Raw genomic sequence first — 20,193 nt, 5'->3', positions numbered from 1 at the left:
GCGCTTCGGTGGGAGAGGTGATGATCCTCGCGGAGGCTTGCTACGTGGTCGTGACTGTCACGGCCTGACGCAAATACCGACCGTTTTCCAGTTGCTCCACCATGAAGGCTGCCAGATCCGCACGCCCGATCTTGTGCGCCTTCTCACCGCCCTCCGTACTCAGCACCCTGGCAATGCCGGTCTTCACGTGGTCGGTCAACATCGGCGGCCGCACAAGCGTCCAGTCCAAGTTGCTGCCTTCGATCTTGGCCTCCATGCCCGCCTTGTCTACCAGCAGACCCTTCAAGAACGTCCGCATCAGTACGTGCTCATTGAAGAAGCCGGCGTTCTTGACGCTCTCTCCCGCACCCACTACTGAAATCTTCAGTAGACGACGCACGCCATTGCGCCGCATCGCGTCCACAATATTGTGTGCGGCTTTCGTTTCCATCGTCGTCACTTTCCAAGGCGTCTTGCCGCCCAACGCGTCGATGACCGCATCCTGCCCGGCAACTGCAATGTCGACCGCAGCCGCGTCCAGCACGTCTCCCGCAACAACTCTGACGTTCTCCTTCCTGTATTGCGAAGTACCTCGCACGAAAGCCGTCACGTTATGTCCGGCCGCAAGCGCCTCATTTACCAGCGCCTCGCCGCTCTTGCCCGCTGCTCCAATCACTAGAACTTTCATCGCATTCTCCTTTTGCCTCGTAGATGGCCGCCGATCCAAATACGCGACCTGACGATTAGAGGCGTGATGTAACCATTGGTTGCAAAAATATCACGGGTTTATATTGTGGGTGAATTCGGCCTTACAGACCCGTAAACACAACTCCCGGAGATCGTACCTGGTACTCCCGGGCCGTTTGTTTGGAGGGATATTCTTCACGCTTGTGCTTCAGCCTTTGGCCATCAGCCAAAAGCCGGTGTCACTTCCGAGAGTTCTGTGGAAACGACGGCAGGATCAAAGATGCTCGTTTACTTAGGGAGGATGAACTTCGCAAAGCACGCTGCAATTCATCAGCAGAGAGGGAAAGGTACCGACGTTCCAGGTGACTTCAAGGTGGTCCCGGAACCGAGATTCGTCATCAAGACTGCGCTTGAAAGCGGAACTTACTTCAGGTCAGTACCGGATCGCGATGGGAACTGTGGTCGTCAAGTTGTCGACCGGGAAGACCGAGGGATCAAACGGGGGAGGCCCCAGCTTCCCGCGCGTACCGTTCGATATGCCATAACCTTCCAGTGGAATACCAGGGAATCGTGTGTCGAACTTTCCGTTCTTGTTCTCATCGTGCCAAGTGCTCACCGCGTATTTGCCAAACGGAATTCCGGTAAACACCACACTTGCGGTGCCGTTAACGATGGGCACCTCTGCGGTTCGCAATGCTTTCCTGTCGTCCGTGGGGAATCCATCTTTCTTGTTCCACAGCCTGATACAAACCTGTCCATTGTCGTTCTTCAGCCCAGTGACCTGAAAGGTCAGCGTTGAGGTCTGTTGCGCGTAAAGTCGCTGCGGGGTCAAGCCGGCGAAAACGAACATGGCAAGAAGAAGAGTTGAAATTATATGAATTCGGTTGATTCGCATCGATGATTCTCCTTTGGTGTTCGCTTCGGTGATTTCGTTTGGCACTCGTCCGCTTGTTCCATTGAAGCCCTTGACGAAGTTTTCTCTGCCGTCTGCACCGAGGGCGGTGGCAGGCGGGGCTCGCGCGCAGCATCCATCGGTTCTAGTATAACCACTGGTTATAAGTCAACGATTGGTCGAGAATATTATCAAAAGGAGCTAAGCTATTAAAATGACAACCACATCGCCAAGTCGCCGGGTAGAGCGTAAGGAAAGACTGCGAGGCGAAATCCTTGCGGCTGCAAGCAAGATGTTTGCCGATCGCGGCTACGAAGCCGTGACGCTTCGCGAGATCGCTAAAGAGATCGGCTATACGCACGCCGTGATTTACCAGCATTTCCCCGACAAATGGCACATTCTTGCTGAGTTGAGCCGCGAGACGATCGGGTTGATGATTCAGAACTTCGACGCGACTGCCGCTAAATATCCTGCACCGAAAGAGCGCCTTTTTGCGACTTCACGCGGCTTGATTCAATTCTGCATTGCCCATCCGCAGCAGTTCCGCAACGTCTGGTTCGGTCCTGAAAACCGGAACGGTATTCACGCTGGACAATATATCGACGACCTTGGCTCGCCATTGTTCGCTCGCTTCGTGCAGCTCTTTTTCGAGGTTGCCGAGGCTGAAGGATTGCCAAACAAGCACGACATCGTGGTAGCCCACACCTGGTGGTTCAATATCTTTGGGCTTGCCACTCTCTTTGTTATCCAAGGAGTTGTACCTGGATTGTCTGACCAGAGCCTCGTGACCGAGCAAACGATCGCGACGCTTTGGGCGGGCCTTCAGGCTGTTCCTCGATTGCCAAAGAGTGCAAACGCCAAGCGATCCGGCCGGTCCTCGGCCTCAAAGCAATAACAGCTTCAATCTCCTAGCCCTTCCGCGTGAGCGAAAATCCCAGTACAGAGCAGCGGCAAAGGCGTGCTGCTATACCCCAAGTGGGAAACGACCAGCCACAGCCCAACAGCATAGCTAAAGAGTTGGCAGGTCTGTGCATCCAAAGCAGACAAGAAACCATTGAGTACTTTGCGACCAATGGTTTTTCCGAGCGTCTAATCGTCAAGTCGCTGATTGGCTGGGCGGCCAAAGGCGCGGCAACGGAATTAATGAGTCGGAGATGAATATGCATAGCCTCACAAGAAGAACGTTCACCAAAAGTGTCGTCGTCGCATCTGCTTCGTTTGCTCTGGACGGCTTTTCGCAAACCGCCCCCTCCCAGCGAAGAGTGGGCATCGCCCCGATCGGCCTAGGAAGCTGTGCAGAGGTCTTCATGCGTTCGGTAGGCAAGTCTCAGAATGCGAAGCTGACAGGTTTGGTTACAGGTCATCCAGTAGAAAAGGGTAAGAAGTTCGCAGCGATGTACGGTGTCGCTGACAGCTCCATATACACCTACGAGACATTCGATAAGATTCGCAACAACCACGAGATTGATGCTGTTTACGTGGCTTTACCCAATAGCATGCATTGCGAATACACGATCAGGGCAGCCGAGGCGGGCAAACATGTCTTCTGTGAAAAGCCGATGGCTATCTCTTCCAATGAGTGCAATCGAATGATCGATGCGTGTCGCCATGCGGGCGTCAAGCTGATGATTGGCTACCGTCTACACTACGAGCCCGTGTTTCTGAAATTGCGTGAGATGGTTCGGTCTGGGGCCTTTGGCGAGATTCTGCAGTTCCAAGCTGGCTTTTACGGGATGAAAAATAAACAGGAATGGAGGCTCAATCGTGCCCTCGCCGGTGGCGGATCCATGTTTGACCTCGGCATTTATGCACTCAACACGATTCGCTGGTTTACCCGCGAAGAGCCAGTGGACTTCAGGACTCTGGTGGCGACACGAGATAAGACTGGGAAGTTTAGCTCGGTAGAGGAGACCGTCAATTGTCTTTTGAAGTTTCCATCCGGCATCCTTGCAGAATGCGGAAGCTCTTATGGACAGAGTGGCACAAATTATTTCCAAATCAACGGGACTACAGGACACGTTCGGGTGGAACCCGCCTTCACCTACGGAGACTCAATCCTCAAATATGAGGGCAATACCGAGTCGGGCGATCTCTCTGGCAGCGGTGCTGTATACGATCCCGACCAGTTTGTCACTGAGGTCACACACTTCGCAAATTGCGTTTTGCAGAACACTGAGCCCGCAACTCCAGGCGAAGAAGGCCTGAAAGATTTAATCGCCGTCGAAGAAATCTATAAAGCAGGCGGCAGCTAGAGAGGCCTATGCCTGCCCGATAACCGGGTGGCGAGTGTTAGTTGAAGGAGAGATAATGAAACGACAAATCGGCAAGCTATTCCTTTTATTTTTAAGTTTAGCTCTTGTAGTTCGCGGCCAGAGCCCGCAGTCCCCGCAGATGGTTCCGGCTGCCACAAGCAACATCGTGTCGGACACCATGGATGTGCGGCACGTACTCGACGCGTATCACGCAGCGGTTCTCGCTCACGATGGAGCGCGACTCGCCAGCCTGTTTCTTCCTCAGGGGAGCACCTGGATCAACGTGCTTTCTGACGAAGCCTACGCGCGTGTCAAAGCTAAGTCGCCGAATGCGACAAGAGTTCGCGTTGGCAGTTATACGGACTTTGCTAAGTTGGTGTCCACTTCGAAGGCAAGCTTCGATCCGACCCACACAAACATGACGATTCACACTGATGGAACAGTCGCCTCCGTGTACTTCGACTTCATTTTCCTGGTTGATGGAAAGGAAACGAATCGCGGAAGTGAGACTTGGGTTCTTGTAAAATCGGACGGCGGATGGAGGATCGCCGATATAACTTATTCATCAAATCCTCCTCTGTGACCGACTGTGATCGGTCGGGGAGAATGCGAAAGGCCCGGCCAAAGCGATTTCACCTGAGCAATGATAAGCGGGTGTCAATATCCAGCTTTATCCAATCCAGGCGAATCACCTCACTGCATCACAGCGGTTGACTTCAACAGCCAAACGCTCAACCCTGAAAATCCTGGTTGTGTTTTCCCAGCGACATCTCAACTGGCGAGATCAGGCCAATGCACTCTTCCAAGCCTGGCGCCACTGGAAACGTGGATCGGCGATTAGTCACCGATCAATTTGCATCCTTTACCTGAATAGCATTCAACGGTAACTACCCAGGCATCATGCAATGGAGTCTCTGTCGCTCGTCAGACTTCGGCATCGCGATCCATAGCGGCTTCAAATGCACTCCTTAGTTCAGCGAACACCGAACGGCGGGGTATGGGCGCTCCTAGATGAATGCTTCTAAGTTCTGTCATGAACGCCTTCCACATTGGCTCACCGCCGTCTTTCAGCAGCTGAGCGCGGACCGAGAGTTGACGAGACGGAGAAGTGAACCTGCATCCCCACGCCCCCATGTGCGCTAACAGCGGTACGAGTTGAATGGAGGCTTCCGTCAGACTGTAAAACGCTTTCTGTTTGTGGGCTGGGTTGTTGGTGCGCGACAGGAGACCTGTCTGAACAAGGCGGGAAAGCCTGTCTGCGAGGATGTTCGAAGCGATCTTTTCATCCGACAACCTGAGCAAATCACCATAATGCCGGCGATTGCCGAACATGATGTCTCGAATCACGATCAGGCTCCAACGGTCGCCGAGCACCTCCAGCGTTAGATTGATGGGGCAACCTGAGCGCATCGCTTTGCCGGTCGGAATTTCATTTTTCATCGGTGGTTACCACTTGCAAGCTGCACTCAGTTTAGGGTATCGTACAAAACAAATTGCAACATGCAAGCAGATTAGCAGGAGGCGCTTTGGCAAAACTGAGCTTCGGAATGATGCAATCTCTCGATGGGTACGTGGATGGCGCTGCGGGCAACATCCAATTGGGCCCTCCCGATACGGTCCTCTTCTGCCACTTCGCCGATCACTTCAACAGCCTTGAAGGCACTCTTTGCGGCCGTCGGATGTACCAGATCATGCAGTACTGGGATGAGGATCAGCCTGGGTGGGAAGAAATTGGACACGTCTTTGCGAAAGCCTGGCGGTCGAAGCCAAAGTGGGTGGCTTCGCGCACTTCAACCTCCGTGGGTCCAAACGCCACCCTCGTCCAAGGCGACCTGATCGACTTTGTAGCGAAACTGAAATACGAGCGTCCAGGAGAGATTTCTGTTTCTGGGCCGGAGATTGCGGGCGTACTTTCGGCGGCGGGGCTGATCGACGAGTATCGTCTCTACTTTCGCCCGGCTGTACTGGGCGCTGGCAAACCCTTCTTCATGGGATCCAATGTGCCCAAGCTTCGTCTGACGCATTTCGAAGCGATTGGAGCCGAAGCGGTCTGCCTGACGTACGTGCCAGCATGAACCCATTCTTTTCGCTCGCTACCGCTAAGTCGCATGGAGTAGAGCGGCTCCGGCAGGCTTCAAATGAGATGGCATGGAGAGCCCATGAATAAGTGGTTGAAGTGGGGAGGCTACGGCCTTCTAGCGCTCATCGTCGCGTGCATTCCGGCCTATTGGTGGTTCTTCGCGGAAAGCCATCGGGCTCTCCCAGGAATCTACGCCATCGACATCGCCGAAGTGAGACGACTTGCGGACACGCAGCTCGGCGAGAAACCGCTGCTCGTTCGCGTGGAAACGGTGGCGCATGTGTCGCCGCCCAGGGTGTTCGTTGTGGCGGGGGATAGTTGGCATAGCATCGACTTGCCGATATCTTCCTACGAGCCAGTCTACCGGGATCATCTTGCGGTCCTGGACACAGCGCTCAACGCGGACGTCGCCAAATCTATGAGCGCTACGAACTTCGACAGCGCTGCGTACGCACGGATGAGCGACGCGCTAGCGCATGCCTCCTTAATCGTAGTTACGCATGAGCATCCGGATCACATTGGCGGTCTATTGGCTCAGCCCGACCTAAAGAAACTGCTGGCCGTTACGCGACTCACGCGTGAACAGGTTGCCGAGCTGAGGCCCAACCTCGGCAAGGATTCTTTCGCCCCACTGCATTTGCCGTCCAATGTCTTTGATGGTTACCAGCCGCTCGACTACGTTCGATATTTGGCCCTGGCACCCGGGATTGTGCTCATCAAGTCGCCGGGCCACACTCCGGGAAGCCAGATGATCTATGTTCGCCGCGCCGATGGCGTGGAGTTCCTTTTTCTGGGCGATGTCGCCTGGATTATGCGCAATGTCGAAACTCAGAAGGAAAAGGCGCGCCTTGTAGATTGGATCGCTGACGAGGATCGCATGAAGGTGAGGGAAGAGTTGGCCGGGCTCAATCAGCTTCATGTTGCCCATCCAGAAATTCACATGATGCCGGGTCACGACGCCGCAGCGATCGATTCATTCGTAAATGGAGGATTGCTCGTGAGAGGTTTCTGACGCCGGAACCGGTTTGATCCGTTTTCTTCGATGCTCGTATCAATCACCGCTTAGACAGATGGGTTGATTGGTTCCAAGGAAAGGCTTCTTGGAAGCAACTGTTCGTGGCACTCTCAACTGACGCTAACAGGCGGATGCACTCACCGAGCTCGCTTTGGCTAACGCCGCAAATCCATGTCTTGCCAAACATTCGGCTATCGAGACCCGTTTTCAAACTGATAACGCTGATGGCGCCTGCTGCTCAAGGCACTCTAGAACACTGCACCCAATCCATCCCGCATTCCGTTGCTACTCTCTGGGTCGGCGACCTCCGCCGTGACAGCAAGGAAGATCGAGTAACCAATTGAAACAGGCGCCCGGATGACCAAACCCTAAGTAAAAGTTGTCATAGCTAAAGGTCGTCGAGCGTTCGGAAAAGCGAGCGTTGTTCATCGCCGCCAAAACTGCGCGGCCCTCATCGGAATCTGAGCGAAAGGTCAGAACACCGAACGTATGTCCTACCGCGAGCAGCGCCAGCAGGACGGCGGAAATCCGAAACCATAAACCGCCTTAACGACGCCACCTCAGCTTTCGCCGCAAAGCTTGGGATCTGTCCCCGAACAAGCTGTTTCTCATCAGGCTGGCCTGAGTCCCGAATCGAACTCTGCGATCGGTCGAAACCCAGGAAGGTAAACACGCAAACGAGGTCAGCGATGCCGAGATCAAAATGCATAATTCGCTGCGAAACTTCATCGCATGACCTCATGGTGCCGAAGAGAAAACTCGCCAGTCTTGCGATTTCTGACCGCGGGTAGGTGGAGGCGCGTGAATCCTGATCCGCATTGCGGCACAGCGTATTGATGGTCAGCCGCATCACTGATCCTCACGCAGACGTTGTCAAGTCCCCAACTCTCGTCGTCGGTGCCCTTCCCCTCGAATAAATCGCTTGAAAACGCGAACCGGACAGACTCCGACGAGTGCGCGAAGCTAAACGCTAAACGATAAACGCTGTCTTTGAAAAAATCACTGTAACCTAAGGTGCCTATCGAAAGCGCTCCAGATTGCGGTGCGCTGGCGGGACTTGGGTAATTTTGCGTGCTCCCGTCGGTTTTTATCTTGCGGTTGTTGGAGAAGGTCGTATTAATTAGGGACGACCCCGAATCGACACTGAGTCGGAATCGGTCCGGCCCGTACTGCGGACTATCGCCGTCCCACGATTTCAGGACATAAAGATCGAATTGGATAGTCATGACCTTGTGCCGAGGAAGATGATCCAACGAAAGTTTGATGATCTCGGAGACTCTCATCACCGGCTTCGATCCCTGCGGAAGCACGTAGGGACCACCAAACTCACCGAGAAATGTTTGCGACCGATTTGGCGAGCGCACGTTGGTGACTCTCTGCGGACCTGAACCCGAAATCCCTGCCCCGACGTAGGAATACCCTGGCGACGACCATTCCGGAAAATTAGAACCTGGCGTCGTGTCGAAGTCATTGAAATAAACAACTCGCTCGACCGGACGGGAGGCATTTTGATAACACCCCCGTATCAAACTTTTTGACTGACCTACCTGTGTCATGACGTGCTGTCCGCAATCGGCTCCGGATGTGAGCGATAAAGCGGCGAAAGCAACAAACAGCGATTTCATAATGAGAGTTCGCCTTTTCTAAGTACAGCGTATTGGGAAGCAACCAACAGCGAGGCGCAAATGTTGACGGACTTCCGGCGTCGCATTTGTCTTCTCGTGTGAACCGACGGCTACAAGTCGCCATCCTTTACGACCGTTGAGCGGAACGTTGCTTTCGACAGCGTGGTTTCTGACGCAATTCAGTGACGAACGGACTTGGCAAAGCCACAGGGAGTAAGCATCCTTACCTGCTCATCACCTGCTCATCGCAGTCTTAGCGTTTTGATCGATCCAGTCAAGCCTTCGATGTGAATGCCGTGGACTACCTGACGAAGCGTTAGACGGAGGGCGCGTCTAGAGCGCGTCCACGAATGAATTGCCTCTAAGGCCGCGCTACTGACCAGGAACAACTGGCGTCGGTGCTCAAGGGGATTCGTAATTCTTCGGGAGAATCGAAGCGTATTTCAGCTCGCTTTCTGGTGAAGGATGGCGAAAACGACATCCTCCTGCCAGCGGATAAGATTAGCTGGATTGAAGCAGCTGCGTACTACTGCTGCCTTCATTCAAGTGGACACACGTACATGCTGCGGGAGACGATTACAGATTTCAGTGACAAGCTAGACCCGCGTGAGTTCGTCCGCATACATCGGTCGTCTATCGTCAACCTTGATCATATCCGAGAGATTTGCGGCCGGAGGTGTGGCTTCACAACGATGGGAACGGTTGCCCCGCTAATCCCTGGGTTTCTCATCCTGTTACTGGGGTGGACTCCACATGTTGATCGGCATATCGTACGGATGGGGGCGGCCTTTCCCGGTCTCTACAAATTCCTTGAGGCTCAACAGAAAGATTGCCCATCCCATTGAACAGTGAGGAAACGCTTTTGCATCTTCTTGCCATAGAGAGTGCTGGAAATGGAGGAGAGTTTTGCCCTGATCGCAAAAGATCCTGAATTCAACATTAGTGTCGATCCAGTCCTCCGCACCTCCGTCAATCACATGCCATTGCACAAGCTCACCGGGCTTGAGCGTGGTTACCTCCATCACCGCTGCGCGAAAGCCGCTAAACCAAAACTCCAGTTTCTCGCCGATAGCGGACTCTCCGCGAACATCGGTGGTCCACCAATGCGCAAGCTTGTTCACGTCAGTCACAGCTTCGTACAGCTCACAGGACGAAGCGTTGATGACAATCTCATGCCAGATTTCGCGTTTTGCCATTGTGAATCACTCCCCTTACTCCTGAAGGTTAGGCTCTGACGAGCATTGTTGTAGTTGCTGGGTCGAGCAATCGATAAGAGCATCACAGCTCCACCCCGCGCACTGGAGTGACGTTAATATCGCCATTTGCCAGCAGGATGGTCGGAGTTCCTAAATGTTTTGCTCAAGGTAGGTTTGCAGCAGGCTCTGGATGAGTGGCCAGCCGCTGTTGCGGAGCCGTAAACTTTCGCTCGTTAGACCTGAGTGTGTCACCCGAACCGTCGTGGCGTCGTCACCCTCATGAAGCTCCCAGCACACGAGTGTTTCCGGAGCATTTTCACCATCGCGAATCCACGTGAAGGCCAATAAGTGCGGCGGTTCGATTTTCCGATACTCACCATGGACCATGCTTGAGGTGGTCCCGGGTCCGCAGCCGCCCTCTACGCGCATCATCCATTTGCCACCGGGCCGCAAGTCCACCTCTACTTCTGTGGTCTTGAATCGTTCCCTGACTACCCACCATTTTAAGAGTTCGGAGGGATTCGTTAGAGCATCAAAAATTTGCCTCGGCGAAGCCTTGATCTGTACCTCCTGAACGATAGCATCGCCGATCACGTTTATCGAATTCATTCCTTCTCCTCCATATATCTCTTGAGAGCTTGTAAAGAATCGCTCCAGAACGTCTCATAGTCCTGAACCCATTCATCCACGACGCGCAACGGTTTCGCGTCTAAACTGCACAGGTTCGCGGTGCCGCGTTTGCGAGTCGCGACTAGGCCTGCCGAATGCAGCAAACGCAGGTGCTTTGAGATTGCAGGACGGCTCATCCGAAAATTCTCCGCGATTTGGCCCACCGTTTGTTGGCCGTCACGGAGAATGCTCAGTATTTCCCTGCGAGTGGGATCCGATATTGCCCTGAAGACAGCGTCACGTTGCTTGTATCGTTTGGGAACCATACGGTTACGAATAACGTAACCAAATGGTTTCCATATGTCAAGAGGACTAGCGCAACTACCTAGAACCTGTCATCGCCGATTTGCGCGAGCACAGCATCATAAGCGACCTCCAAGCTCCCGCCTATTCCTCACCTAAGCAGCGGACTACGCCTGGCAAGCTGCAGGACGCCTCCACGAAGGCTCCATGGGGCTGCTGCAAGCCTTCGCAGCTTCAAACAAGTGGCCCAAATCCCATACCTACGGTTTTTGATATGTGGTGTTGTTACCGTAGCTATTCGTCCAGAACGACACCGGTTGCGTTCAACGGTCGTCGCTATGTTGTGAAAAAGTGCTGCCCGTCGTACTGGATGCCGCACGGGCTAGAGCAGTCAATGTCAGGTGAAGCCCCTGCAAGCCCAATTCGGCGGCTGCGGATAGATTGAAGGCATTGTGACGCTTTCCCCTATTCCTTGTCGGTTCTCGACTGGCTAAGATAACTTCCGCCCCACTCTGCAAGGTGATCCAGCAGTGCGCAGACGGAATCTCTTACTTCGTCCTTCAAACCGTATTCGATATGAAGCACAATTTCACTCAAGTCCTCGCGGACAATGATCCCGTCAACCTCCAGTTTCCTAAGATTTTGAGTGAGCATCTTCTTTGAGGCCCCCGGGATAAGTCGTGCGAGCTGGCCCAAGCGGACGGGTCCGGGGCGCATAGCACAGAGAATTTGCACTCTCCACTTGCTTTGGAACAGCACATCGATCGAAAGGCTTGCGCGCCGGTTGTATCCCGAGTCGACGTTCTGCGCACCAACTCTTTGATTAGGATCTCTCTGCATCCTGTTTGGCTTCCGAGCCGCTTCGTCCTTCAAATCATCCATGCTTTTCAATGTCCGGTTGCTTGAGTTGGCAACGTTGCTTCTGCTGATAGGAAGCCGCCCGCGCGGAAACTCTCCGCTTCAATTGAGCTCGTAGTTGTGACTTGTGACGCGTCTCGCACGAGCCCCTAATTGTGTGGCGATCTCATTCTCTGCCCCAATTTCCGGCACCCTGTCGGTGGATCTTTGTGCCACACGCCCGCTTCAGATTCCTCCCATGTCACGTCGAAATGTTGACGATCTTTGATCTGGAAGAGGACGCGGTAAGTGGAAACAAGGTCACCTCCGTCGCTTGCTTGGGTCAAAGACAATTCGTTGCCTTGCCATCCGTCAGTTTTGTATACCATTGCGGCGGGGTCCCTTAGATCGATCAAAATGAAGCTCCTCCGGTCGCGGTCGTACCCCACGAGATAGCTCCCGTGAAACCACTCCTGCGATTCCTGCAGTCCCGTCCAGTATCGTGAAGTCAAATGGGCACTTCGGCTGCGGTCTTGACTTCCAATCCTAAGATTGGCAACTGAATCTCCCGATCCGCAAGCCCATGTGCCGTCGAAGGAGAACCCGACCGGCGGCGGGAGTCTCCGATCGGCCGGAATGATAAGTTGGCAAAACGCGGATGGCACTGCACCGAGCGCCGTTATCGTGAGAAGTAATGACTTCGCGAACCGATTCAGTTTGGGCATTTCTATATTCCTCATGTTTTGCTGTGATTGTTCGGGCACTGCAGGTGTCCAACGACATTTGGCGAGAAACATCAACAATCTCTGCACTCCCTATGGCAATCGTCAGAGAAATGCCTTTTCGGCGATTGCACTACTCAGTAAAGTTCCACTGGGCATGCGGACAGCGGGCGCAATTTGGCAGCCAAAGCCTTAATTGAGCACACGCTCATTAACTCTCAATCGGCTTAGTTTGTCAATGCATCGCTGATCGACCTATGGCGTCCAGTGTCGAAGGAGGGGGTGGCAATTTGCTGTCCAAGGCGAACCTTGGACAAGCGGCGAGCTTCTCCTGCGCAAACGGCGTTTCCCGCGTCAAGGAGATCCATCTCAGCCGATTTGCAAAATGGTAGCGACAGATTGCTTGCAGAAACTAACGTCGCTGCCAACCGGGCGTCTCCCGGTAAATCGCTCTTCGAATGCTCTTCCCAACGGAACATAGAGCATCATCGCTGCTGCGCTATCTGGATTGATGGACGCAGAAAGTCTGTGTTGCTTGATTTCCTTGCTGATAAACGCCGCAATCGTTCCTCGTGAGGTCTTCGGCCCACGATCTAAAGCAGAAAAGGCTTCTTGTTGCGCTAGAAGGACTTGCGGGTCAGAAATTACGCCGGCCAAAACGGGCAGCGCAGCGCGGTAAAACTGCAATCCTTCGAGCATCAGCGCTACAAGCCTCTCATAAGGATCATGTCCCTTCCCCTCTTGACCGTCCAAGAGAGACAGAGATTTTGAGAAACCACCCACTACCTTGCGGATGACGGCGACTAGCAACTGGGTCCGGTCTGTGAAGTGAACATAGAGGCTTCCCTCGGAACACGGCACTGCCTTGACGATCGCACGGGTCGTAGCCCCTGCAACGCCCTTCGCGTGGATCACCGACAAAGCGGCGTCAACGATCATTTCCTTTGTAATCGATTGAGGTCTCAATTCGTGTCCTTGCGAGCGAACTCGCACTATTGGAGCATTTTCTACACTGACAACTATACCGCTCCACGTTGAGGGGCAAACACTCGTTCCTTACTGGCATCTTGACAAGCCAACTGCTCTGCGGCATTATTGAGCGAATGCTCATTAACGGTGCAACTAGTCCAATCCCGCCGCACCCCTTCCTCTCCTGCGCTGCCGCAGTGGTGTACGGTTTGCTTGCTGGGTCCTTCGTATTTGGGACCTTAGGGTTGCGGCCCGCTGTGGGTAAACTCCCATTGGATTTGCAGCTGAGATTACGCCCTCTCCTTATCCATCGTATTAGTAAGGCGATGCCTCTGCTGATGATCCTCTCCATAGTATTGTCCGGGCTCACGCTATTTTACGGCGGTCCGGCCAACCGCATTTGCGACTGGGCCGCATCCCTTCTTTCCTTATCTGTGTTCATAATGACTCTGGCTGTACATCGACCGATCAATCTTCAAATATTGGCGTGGTCCGACAATCCGCCAGTGGATGCCGCAAAAATCATTGATCGGTGGAATCGTGCCGATACGATTCGATGCATATTGGCTGTAGCAGGCTACGTGTTCTTTCAATGGGGGAACACACGATGAACAACGTCCTCGTCTTTGGTGCGGGCGGAAAGCTGGGAAGAGCAATCGTGGCGGCCCTGTTGCGAGAAGGCTTTTCGGTTACGGCGTCCGTCCGCAATCTGTCTTCATACCGGGCACCCGTCGGCGTTAGGGTCGCGGTAGGCGATGCGATGAACACTGGCGCAGTGGCAGCGGCGCTTGAGGGCCAAGATGCGGTAGTGAACGCGATCGGTGCCGGAACGCTCCGGAGGAACTCGATCGAATCCGAGACGACTAGTGTAATTTTACGCACGATTCAGAAGACCTCCATTCGCCGCTATATCGGAATGTCAGCGGGGATGGTGGACACGCGCGTTTTGCCACTGGGGGTCATACCTGCAACGATCTTCCGCATTCTTCTTGCCACGCTTTTCCGAAACATTCGCAAGGAACACAGGGCAGTAGAGAAGCTCGTCACCGGTACACAGCTGGACTGGACGATCGTCCGACCTTCTCGTCTTACCAATTCCCAGACATTCGCGGATTACCGTCTTTCCACCGAGGGCATCATCCCCGGAACGATGTCCGTGCCTTGCGCGACGGTGGCGCATTTCATCACCTCGGAGTTGCGAAAGAACGAGTACGTCCGTAAAGCCGTCTTCATTGGCTAACCAACTCAACGCAGGCAGGATACCGATGAGACTCTCCACAGTTCCAGAAAATCCCGCCGAGTGGGTCGCTCTGATGTTTGGTCAGGTGCCTACGCCGCTGTGCGATGTGATTATTGGGCCGATGCTGGCCAAAGCGGTTATCGCCGCTTCGTCGCTCGGCATTTTCGATGCCCTAGAACAAGGGCCGCTCGCGGCAGGGGGAGTCGCCTCCCGCTGTGAGACCGATCCCGACGCAACGGAGCGGCTCCTGCGAGCTTTGAGCGCGAGTAAGTACTTGCACGAAAGCTACGCTCCTTCTCCACGACCGTCACTCTACCGACTGACCCGGGCATCTCGACGGTGGCTGCTGGCAGGGGCCGATAAGTCGTTGCACTACGCGATGTTGCACCGTGAGCTTGACATGCGATTCATGGAGTTTGGGCAGTATGTCCGCACTGGGCGGGGCCAAGACTTCCACAGCGAGATGCAGCCGGAAGACTGGTATTTATACCATCAGGGGCAAGCTGACCAGGCACGACTGATTGCGGGTGAGTTAGTTAGTAACCTCCGCCTTCCGTCTGGAGCGACCGAAATGTTGGACATTGGGGGCGGCCACGGCCTGTATTCCCTGGCGTTATGTACCCACTATCCCCACCTTCATGCGCGGGTACTCGACCTTGCCATACCGCTAAGCGGTAGCTTGGAGCGCACTAAGGTCCCGGCATGGAATCGAGTCACCTTTGCAGTGGCTGACGCCCGCTCGATCGTGCTCGCTCCAAGCTCGGCTGACGTGGTTCTGATTGCCAACCTCATGCACCATTTCGATGAAAAGACGAACCGCTGCCTAGTTCAGCGAGTAGCGGGCGCACTGAAGCCCGGCGGAATTCTAGTTGCAATGGATCTGGTTCGTCGTCCTTCCAGTGCATCGGGAGGCCAAATTACCACTCTGATGGATCTGTATTTCGGCGCGGTTAGTGGAGCGCAACTTTGGGAGCTAAGCGACATTCGAGCCTGGCAAGAAGAGGCAGGTCTTTGTCCGGAACGCCCCGTGTCGTTTCGTCTTTTGCCTGACTGCAAAATACAGGTCGCGCGGAAGCCAGCTCCAACCGGGAAATGAAGGGAATTTATAGTGCCGATCAACAGAGTTGAAACGATTGCCCTCATCGTCGGCATCCGCCTGTCGTTCGGAATGGTAATTGGGATTTTCATTTGGCCATGCGCTCACTGCCAGTCGCTGTCGATAACAATCCCGATCGGGACACCTCTACCCATCAAGGCCGTGTCCCCTTCCGCGATGAGAATCGGCGAGCAGGTGCGAGCCGAGCTTATGTACCCTGTATATGTGAACGACGAGCTGGTACTACCAGAAAACACACCGCTCAACGGAACCATTACCGCTCTAGATGCAGACCGCAGCCGACGCATTCATGCTCGATTACGCGGCGACTTTACCCCGTTTCACACGCCTGTGGTTCGGTTTGACCAACTTGTTGCAGTTGACGGGTCGATCATTGCCGTCACGACCTACGCCGCGACCAAGGGGGCCAAGATTTACCGGGTCATTCCTAATCCACCGCGCACCGGAAGTTTCCTGTCTCGACAATTGTCGGACCTTAAGCAGGTATCCAAGAGTTTTATTGCAACATTTACAGGGCCCGACAAGGAGGACCGCTTCAAGCAGTTCATATACAGTCAGATCCCATGGCATCCTGAACGCATCGAGCGCGAGACGGCCTGGACCGTCGAGACGAGCGCTCCCCTCATTATTCCAACTCAACCTCAGACGCAATCCTCCGATGAGGCTGGAATGGTCACGGGTCGTCCACCCATACCAACAGAAATAACTGCTGGAAAGCACGAGCCAACGTGGCTTATACGTGCCTACCTCAGCGACGACATTTCATCGTTGACCTCGAAAAGTGGTCAAGCGATAAGCGCAAGGGTGGCAGAGCCGATTCTTAATTCTGAAGGTAGCGTGGTTGTTCCTCAAGGCTCAGTCATTTTGGGCGCGGTCTCACAAGCAAAGCCGGCGCGCTCCTGGGGCCGGGCCGGAATTCTTCGATTTAGATTTCATCAACTCGAAATTCACGGCCAAACGCCATTGAACGTTGATGCAGTCGTGAACGGAATCGATTCTTCCCAAAGCTCGGCAATGATCATGAATTCGGAAGGCGAAGTAAAGCCAAAGCCCCAGAACAAGGTGGTGATACCAATCATTTTGGCTGCGCTTGCCTCTCGACCATTTGACGGCGATGGAGGCGCGCTTGTGAAGAACGGTGCAGCTTCCGGCGGGCTTGGGCTTATCGGATTCATTGTCGGCACCGCAGCCGGTCAAAGAAATATCGCCGCCGGGATCGGCTAATATTCGGCAGCAGTATCGATCTATGAACGCATCATCCGGCGCGGCAAAGAAGTCACGTTCCCTCACAATACTCGATTAGAATTCCAGACGACCGTCAGGCTTTCAAGCCCAATGGTCCATGATCGACATCCCTGACATCGGATCCCGTGGTCGCGGGACGCCAATGTGCAGGTCCGAGGCCGCGCCGATTACAGCATTTCGATAACCATTGATCGAGACCGAGGCCTGGCAAGTGCCCTCACAGTAGCAATTTCTAGTTTCACGAAAGTGCGTACCGAAAGGAACCCTGATGAGATTCGCGGCTGTGATGGTCCTCTGCCTCTCTTGCATAATGCTGCAAGCGCAAACACTGCCTCAAGTTCACGGCACTGCCGTGAGCGGCCACGCACACGTTCTGCCGGACGAACTGAAAGGAAAGGTAGCAGTGCTAATCGTCGGCTTCACTCGTGGTTCTTCAGAACCGGCCGGGGCATGGGCAAATCGATTCAGAACAGACTTCAGCCATAACGGAGAACTAGTTGTGCTGCGGCTACCCTTCTTGGAGGACGTCCCAAAACTATTCCGCGGGCTCGCCAAATCGGGCGTCGAGAGATCGGCGGGACAGGATCGAGACGAGGTTATTCCCATTTTCGAGTCTGAGGCAGTTTTCAAGCAACTGGTCCATTATTCGACGCCAGATGACGCCTACATCTTGATTCTCGATCGTGCGGGAGGTATACAGGGTCTGTTCAGTGGGGATATGGCCACTCGGTATGCGGGTGCGAAAGAACAGATCGGTCGTCTTCTGCTGAAACGGTCGGTTGCTCCAACGCCATGAAGCGAAGTCCATGTCCGATCAACTACAGGTTTCCGATTTTGATAATGACGCCGGACGCATCGGCTAGGGTGGTCACGCCGAAGGGTGAGGCCGGGTCGGATTAGTAATCGCAGTGACATCGCACTACAAGTATCCATAACCTGGGTTTCCGTCGGTAGCGGCGGCGTAGGCAGTAGATTCGTAGCTAGGCGAGCGACGGTTATAAGCGAGGCTGGAAGAGGGTCCAGAGAGAAACTAGCAAGGTTTCTCCCTGCCGCGGGTTTTGTGTCAAAGACGAGGGACGGTGCAACGCCGCCTCTCGGTGGTGGATAACTAGGCAACCTGTTTCGCGGTCTTAGCTGTTGGATGTGGCGCTTTCCTTGCGTTCTCCTTTGCGGTGAACTCCTGCTTCACCTTTGCGGCGATGACATCGGCGTCCACCATGTAGGCGGTAGCAGCTTCCTTCAGATCGCAGTGGGATTGCCCCGCGAGGACGCCAGCAGGATGCTTGCTTCCACCATCAGCCGGGAGAGTGTACCTCCATCCGCACGGCGAATAAACGCAGTCAGCGTTTTGCCGATGCTTCCATCGTCGCGATTCTGGCGGATTCCGTGCTGCCTTGCCAGCATCAACGCGGTTCCCGGCACACTTCGCCACTTGCTCCACGTCCAGACACGTCTGAGTAATCAGTTCACGAGCCAGCGTCACCCTCTGACTATTTTATAGGCCGCAATGCTCATTGCCGCATACTCCTGAAATAGCCGCGTGAGATGCCTGCTGCTTTCGCCCCCAATCCTCGACACCGCGTAACGTCCAGGGCTTTGGTTGGGTCGGCCGTAATCGCTTCTTGTATGCGCGTGCGTCAGCACGCACGATCTATTGAGGAGGGTGGCAATTTTGGGGAGACTCCCAATCAAGGGTATCGGCTCGCCGCATCGTCGGGTCGTTCTGGCGCAAAAACGTTTTTTTGCCGACCCTACCAATCTAGACTCTTGGAATGCAGAAGGGTTTCAGCATCTGGGTGGCAGCAATACTCGCTTTCGCGGAAGCGAGTTCAGCACAAATATCTCCGCGAGCAGTCACCCTGCCGCGGGCGGGAGCTCAGGAGCGCACGCCGGGATGCGAGGGCCTAACGCCCAAAGGTTGCCTAAGTCTCGCTGCCGGGGCTATGGGAGGACAAGACAAACTAGCTGCGATCAGCACAGTTGAACTCGACGTGATCGGGAACAAAGAACTGATGGAGCAGTCTTATCGACAGACACCATTCATCACTTCCTATACTCGCGACCAAATCACAATGGATTTGGCTGGACAGCGCATGATCAGGAAAGAGCATTCGGTTTGGCCTGAATCCGACTTGAAACAGTCGGATTCGGACACGACGCTCGTTGTGACTCCAGCTGGGGGAGTGCTGCGAAATGGGAGCCAGGATTCTCCGTCCGACACTGCCAGTCTCATCGTGGCATGTCAGGCCATGGCCCTTGGACCGCAAAGAATTATCCTCACCGCAATTGCCTCGCAGGACCTGCATTACGGGACGCCGAAAACCGTGCGCGCGACACTCCACGCGGTGTTGGCCTTTACCTGGAACGGAATTCCCGTGCGGATTCTGGTGAACCGCTTCAATCATCTGCCCGACGCTGTCGAAACCACACAAGAGTTCAATGATTTTTGGTTTTACTGGGGCGACGTCGAACAGAGGGTGTACTTCGATGACTGGCGCTGGGTTGATGGCGTGGAATTCCCGAGTAACCAGGTCACGGAGAGAAACGGCGCACTGTGGAGTTCGACACAGGCGGTAGACATCGCTTTCAACAAACCTGTCAGGGATCAAGATTTTGCTCTCGACATGAACGCAGCAACGGTGAGCACAAAGCAGAAGGGATGGAAGGGAGCTACATTCCACACCGGCCAAGACAAGTTGCTGGCGGCCGGGATCGATCTTTTCCTGGGACCTTGGAACACGACCATTGTGAAGCAGGAAGACGGCGTAGTGATTCTGGAGACACCAATTTCCGGCTCTTTTAGCGAGGGGATTTTGACGGAAGCTCGAAGACGTTATCCGGGCACGCAAATCAAAGCCGTACTGTCGACTTCGGATTCATGGCCTCACGTGGGCGGCGTGCGATCGGATGTTGCAGAGGGTTTGCCGGTGTTCATACTGGATCTGAACAAATCCTTACTGCAGCGAATGGTCAGGGCGCCGCACACCATCGATCCTGATTCCCTACAGAAAAGTAGGAAGGCTCCACATTGGCAGATCGTCAGCGACAAGAGGGAGATTGGAACCGGGGCGAACCGAATGGTGTTGTACCCGCTGCGTGGCGCATCTACGGAGCGCCAGTACATGGTCTATTTTCCCGAACGCAGCTTGCTCTACGCAAGCGACACGCTAGTCGTGAACGATGACCATACGCTGTATGACCCGGAACTTGCACACGAGGTGGAGCAGGCTGTAGAGCGCGAGCATCTCGTAGTGAAAACCGTCTACGCGATGCACCAGGCGCCGGTCGCTTGGGGAGATGTCCTCCAGATGCTGCTTAGGGCAAATAACGACTAGGGCGTGTTCACGCTATGTTCTAGTTTTCTGTTAGTCTGGTCTTACCGATGGAACTGACAGAAGCGCAGTATGAACGGATCCGGGATGCGT

At 54.4% G+C, this 20,193-nt stretch carries 22 protein-coding genes; 11 read left to right on the top strand and 11 right to left on the bottom strand.

The window, feature by feature from the left end:
• Positions 1 to 40: 40 nt before the first annotated feature.
• Together HDF08_RS12210 and HDF08_RS12205 are read right to left on the bottom strand one after the other, a co-directional pair.
• Positions 41 to 667 carry an NAD(P)-dependent oxidoreductase gene (locus HDF08_RS12210; RefSeq protein ID WP_179638982.1) on the bottom strand — a complete coding sequence of 209 codons (627 nt, stop codon included), beginning with the start codon at positions 665 to 667 and terminating at the stop codon, positions 41 to 43.
• 432 nt (positions 668 to 1,099) lie between these two features.
• The gene (locus tag HDF08_RS12205) at positions 1,100 to 1,561 is read right to left on the bottom strand and encodes a DUF2141 domain-containing protein (protein ID WP_179638981.1); all 462 of its coding nucleotides are present in this window, start codon (positions 1,559 to 1,561) and stop codon (positions 1,100 to 1,102) included.
• A gap of 211 nt (positions 1,562 to 1,772) precedes the next feature.
• Here HDF08_RS12205 and HDF08_RS12200 point away from each other — a divergent pair, with 211 nt between their 5' ends.
• The 3 genes from HDF08_RS12200 (at position 1,773) to HDF08_RS12190 (ending at position 4,393) form a co-directional block, all read left to right on the top strand.
• Positions 1,773 to 2,453 (top strand): TetR/AcrR family transcriptional regulator, encoded by a 681-nt coding sequence (locus tag HDF08_RS12200; protein WP_179638980.1) that lies wholly within the window; start codon positions 1,773 to 1,775, stop codon positions 2,451 to 2,453.
• Positions 2,454 to 2,712: 259 nt separating this feature from the next.
• Positions 2,713 to 3,810, top strand: a complete 1,098-nt coding sequence (locus HDF08_RS12195) for a Gfo/Idh/MocA family protein (RefSeq protein WP_306459702.1) — start codon at positions 2,713 to 2,715, stop codon at positions 3,808 to 3,810.
• Between the two features lie 55 nt (positions 3,811 to 3,865).
• Positions 3,866 to 4,393, top strand: a complete 528-nt coding sequence (locus HDF08_RS12190) for a nuclear transport factor 2 family protein (protein ID WP_179638978.1) — start codon at positions 3,866 to 3,868, stop codon at positions 4,391 to 4,393.
• 341 nt (positions 4,394 to 4,734) lie between these two features.
• On the opposite strand, the gene HDF08_RS12185 is transcribed toward HDF08_RS12190, so the two are convergent.
• The gene (locus HDF08_RS12185; protein ID WP_218884679.1) at positions 4,735 to 5,250 is read right to left on the bottom strand and encodes a winged helix-turn-helix transcriptional regulator; all 516 of its coding nucleotides are present in this window, start codon (positions 5,248 to 5,250) and stop codon (positions 4,735 to 4,737) included.
• Positions 5,251 to 5,336: 86 nt separating this feature from the next.
• Here HDF08_RS12185 and HDF08_RS12180 point away from each other — a divergent pair, with 86 nt between their 5' ends.
• On the top strand, positions 5,337 to 5,885 hold the full coding sequence (locus tag HDF08_RS12180) for a dihydrofolate reductase family protein (protein WP_179638977.1): 549 nt from the start codon (positions 5,337 to 5,339) through the stop codon (positions 5,883 to 5,885).
• 84 nt (positions 5,886 to 5,969) lie between these two features.
• Positions 5,970 to 6,902, top strand: a complete 933-nt coding sequence (locus tag HDF08_RS12175) for an MBL fold metallo-hydrolase (protein WP_179638976.1) — start codon at positions 5,970 to 5,972, stop codon at positions 6,900 to 6,902.
• A 288-nt stretch (positions 6,903 to 7,190) separates the two neighbouring features.
• On the opposite strand, the gene HDF08_RS22320 is transcribed toward HDF08_RS12175, so the two are convergent.
• Both HDF08_RS22320 and HDF08_RS12170 read right to left on the bottom strand, forming a co-directional pair.
• A complete protein-coding gene (locus HDF08_RS22320) occupies positions 7,191 to 7,433 on the bottom strand; it encodes an LIC_13387 family protein (RefSeq protein WP_406703565.1) in 243 nt (80 codons plus the stop codon).
• A 197-nt stretch (positions 7,434 to 7,630) separates the two neighbouring features.
• Entirely contained in the window at positions 7,631 to 8,530 is a 900-nt protein-coding gene (locus HDF08_RS12170) for a hypothetical protein (RefSeq protein WP_179638975.1), read from the bottom strand.
• A gap of 398 nt (positions 8,531 to 8,928) precedes the next feature.
• On the opposite strand from HDF08_RS12170, the gene HDF08_RS22185 reads away from it, so the two are divergent.
• A complete protein-coding gene (locus HDF08_RS22185; RefSeq protein ID WP_179638974.1) occupies positions 8,929 to 9,375 on the top strand; it encodes a LytR/AlgR family response regulator transcription factor in 447 nt (148 codons plus the stop codon).
• Here HDF08_RS22185 and HDF08_RS12160 read toward each other — a convergent pair.
• From HDF08_RS12160 to HDF08_RS12140, 5 genes are all read right to left on the bottom strand, one after another.
• Entirely contained in the window at positions 9,265 to 9,726 is a 462-nt protein-coding gene (locus HDF08_RS12160) for an SRPBCC family protein (RefSeq protein ID WP_179638973.1), read from the bottom strand. The two genes, HDF08_RS22185 and HDF08_RS12160, sit on opposite strands and share 111 nt — an antisense overlap.
• Before the next feature lie 150 nt (positions 9,727 to 9,876).
• Positions 9,877 to 10,335: an SRPBCC family protein gene (locus HDF08_RS12155; protein ID WP_179638972.1), complete on the bottom strand. Its 459-nt coding sequence runs from the start codon at positions 10,333 to 10,335 to the stop codon at positions 9,877 to 9,879.
• On the bottom strand, positions 10,332 to 10,661 hold the full coding sequence (locus HDF08_RS22180; protein WP_179638971.1) for an ArsR/SmtB family transcription factor: 330 nt from the start codon (positions 10,659 to 10,661) through the stop codon (positions 10,332 to 10,334). The genes HDF08_RS12155 and HDF08_RS22180 overlap by 4 nt, the downstream gene beginning before the upstream one ends.
• 442 nt (positions 10,662 to 11,103) lie before the next feature.
• Entirely contained in the window at positions 11,104 to 11,520 is a 417-nt protein-coding gene (locus HDF08_RS12145) for a winged helix-turn-helix transcriptional regulator (RefSeq protein WP_179638970.1), read from the bottom strand.
• A 1,046-nt stretch (positions 11,521 to 12,566) separates the two neighbouring features.
• Positions 12,567 to 13,136 (bottom strand): TetR/AcrR family transcriptional regulator, encoded by a 570-nt coding sequence (locus HDF08_RS12140; RefSeq protein ID WP_179638969.1) that lies wholly within the window; start codon positions 13,134 to 13,136, stop codon positions 12,567 to 12,569.
• 164 nt (positions 13,137 to 13,300) lie between these two features.
• Here HDF08_RS12140 and HDF08_RS22175 point away from each other — a divergent pair, with 164 nt between their 5' ends.
• Genes HDF08_RS22175 through HDF08_RS12120 form a run of 4 tightly spaced genes read left to right on the top strand, consistent with a single transcriptional unit; the run spans position 13,301 to position 16,747 of the window.
• Positions 13,301 to 13,777 (top strand): anthrone oxygenase family protein, encoded by a 477-nt coding sequence (locus HDF08_RS22175; protein WP_179638968.1) that lies wholly within the window; start codon positions 13,301 to 13,303, stop codon positions 13,775 to 13,777.
• Positions 13,774 to 14,406: an NAD(P)-dependent oxidoreductase gene (locus HDF08_RS12130; protein WP_179638967.1), complete on the top strand. Its 633-nt coding sequence runs from the start codon at positions 13,774 to 13,776 to the stop codon at positions 14,404 to 14,406. The genes HDF08_RS22175 and HDF08_RS12130 overlap by 4 nt, the downstream gene beginning before the upstream one ends.
• Before the next feature lie 25 nt (positions 14,407 to 14,431).
• Positions 14,432 to 15,502, top strand: coding sequence for a methyltransferase (locus HDF08_RS12125; RefSeq protein ID WP_179638966.1), 1,071 nt, complete (start codon positions 14,432 to 14,434; stop codon positions 15,500 to 15,502).
• Positions 15,503 to 15,514: 12 nt separating this feature from the next.
• Complete coding sequence (locus tag HDF08_RS12120; protein ID WP_179638965.1) at positions 15,515 to 16,747, top strand: hypothetical protein; 1,233 nt, start codon at positions 15,515 to 15,517, stop codon at positions 16,745 to 16,747.
• Between the two features lie 1,260 nt (positions 16,748 to 18,007).
• Here the strand turns inward: HDF08_RS12120 and HDF08_RS12115 are convergent.
• On the bottom strand, positions 18,008 to 18,172 hold the full coding sequence (locus HDF08_RS12115; RefSeq protein ID WP_179638964.1) for a hypothetical protein: 165 nt from the start codon (positions 18,170 to 18,172) through the stop codon (positions 18,008 to 18,010).
• 368 nt (positions 18,173 to 18,540) lie between these two features.
• Between HDF08_RS12115 and HDF08_RS12110 the strand changes: the two genes are divergently transcribed.
• The gene (locus HDF08_RS12110; protein WP_179638963.1) at positions 18,541 to 20,103 is read left to right on the top strand and encodes an MBL fold metallo-hydrolase; all 1,563 of its coding nucleotides are present in this window, start codon (positions 18,541 to 18,543) and stop codon (positions 20,101 to 20,103) included.
• Positions 20,104 to 20,193: the final 90 nt, after the last annotated feature.

The organism is Tunturiibacter empetritectus (assembly GCF_013410875.1).
GTDB classification, from domain to species: domain Bacteria; phylum Acidobacteriota; class Terriglobia; order Terriglobales; family Acidobacteriaceae; genus Edaphobacter; species Edaphobacter empetritectus.
Note: the sequence above shows the minus strand (reverse complement) of the source record. Positions and strands in the feature narration are given on the sequence as shown.

Excerpts from the sequence above, each read along its gene's own strand:
- HDF08_RS12115 (WP_179638964.1), bottom strand. The coding sequence starts at position 18,172 with ATGCTGGCAAGGCAGCACGGAATCCGCCAGAATCGCGACGATGGAAGC.
- HDF08_RS12170 (WP_179638975.1), bottom strand. The coding sequence starts at position 8,530 with ATGAAATCGCTGTTTGTTGCTTTCGCCGCTTTATCGCTCACATCCGGA.
- HDF08_RS22175 (WP_179638968.1), top strand. The coding sequence starts at position 13,301 with ATGCTCATTAACGGTGCAACTAGTCCAATCCCGCCGCACCCCTTCCTC.
- HDF08_RS12200 (WP_179638980.1), top strand. The coding sequence starts at position 1,773 with ATGACAACCACATCGCCAAGTCGCCGGGTAGAGCGTAAGGAAAGACTG.
- HDF08_RS22180 (WP_179638971.1), bottom strand. The coding sequence starts at position 10,661 with ATGGTTCCCAAACGATACAAGCAACGTGACGCTGTCTTCAGGGCAATA.
- HDF08_RS12205 (WP_179638981.1), bottom strand. The coding sequence starts at position 1,561 with ATGCGAATCAACCGAATTCATATAATTTCAACTCTTCTTCTTGCCATG.
- HDF08_RS12110 (WP_179638963.1), top strand. The coding sequence starts at position 18,541 with ATGCAGAAGGGTTTCAGCATCTGGGTGGCAGCAATACTCGCTTTCGCG.
- HDF08_RS12175 (WP_179638976.1), top strand. The coding sequence starts at position 5,970 with ATGAATAAGTGGTTGAAGTGGGGAGGCTACGGCCTTCTAGCGCTCATC.
- HDF08_RS12145 (WP_179638970.1), bottom strand. The coding sequence starts at position 11,520 with ATGGATGATTTGAAGGACGAAGCGGCTCGGAAGCCAAACAGGATGCAG.
- HDF08_RS12130 (WP_179638967.1), top strand. The coding sequence starts at position 13,774 with ATGAACAACGTCCTCGTCTTTGGTGCGGGCGGAAAGCTGGGAAGAGCA.
- HDF08_RS12155 (WP_179638972.1), bottom strand. The coding sequence starts at position 10,335 with ATGAATTCGATAAACGTGATCGGCGATGCTATCGTTCAGGAGGTACAG.
- HDF08_RS12140 (WP_179638969.1), bottom strand. The coding sequence starts at position 13,136 with ATGATCGTTGACGCCGCTTTGTCGGTGATCCACGCGAAGGGCGTTGCA.
- HDF08_RS12185 (WP_218884679.1), bottom strand. The coding sequence starts at position 5,250 with ATGAAAAATGAAATTCCGACCGGCAAAGCGATGCGCTCAGGTTGCCCC.
- HDF08_RS12160 (WP_179638973.1), bottom strand. The coding sequence starts at position 9,726 with ATGGCAAAACGCGAAATCTGGCATGAGATTGTCATCAACGCTTCGTCC.
- HDF08_RS12190 (WP_179638978.1), top strand. The coding sequence starts at position 3,866 with ATGAAACGACAAATCGGCAAGCTATTCCTTTTATTTTTAAGTTTAGCT.
- HDF08_RS12195 (WP_306459702.1), top strand. The coding sequence starts at position 2,713 with ATGAATATGCATAGCCTCACAAGAAGAACGTTCACCAAAAGTGTCGTC.
- HDF08_RS12210 (WP_179638982.1), bottom strand. The coding sequence starts at position 667 with ATGAAAGTTCTAGTGATTGGAGCAGCGGGCAAGAGCGGCGAGGCGCTG.
- HDF08_RS12125 (WP_179638966.1), top strand. The coding sequence starts at position 14,432 with ATGAGACTCTCCACAGTTCCAGAAAATCCCGCCGAGTGGGTCGCTCTG.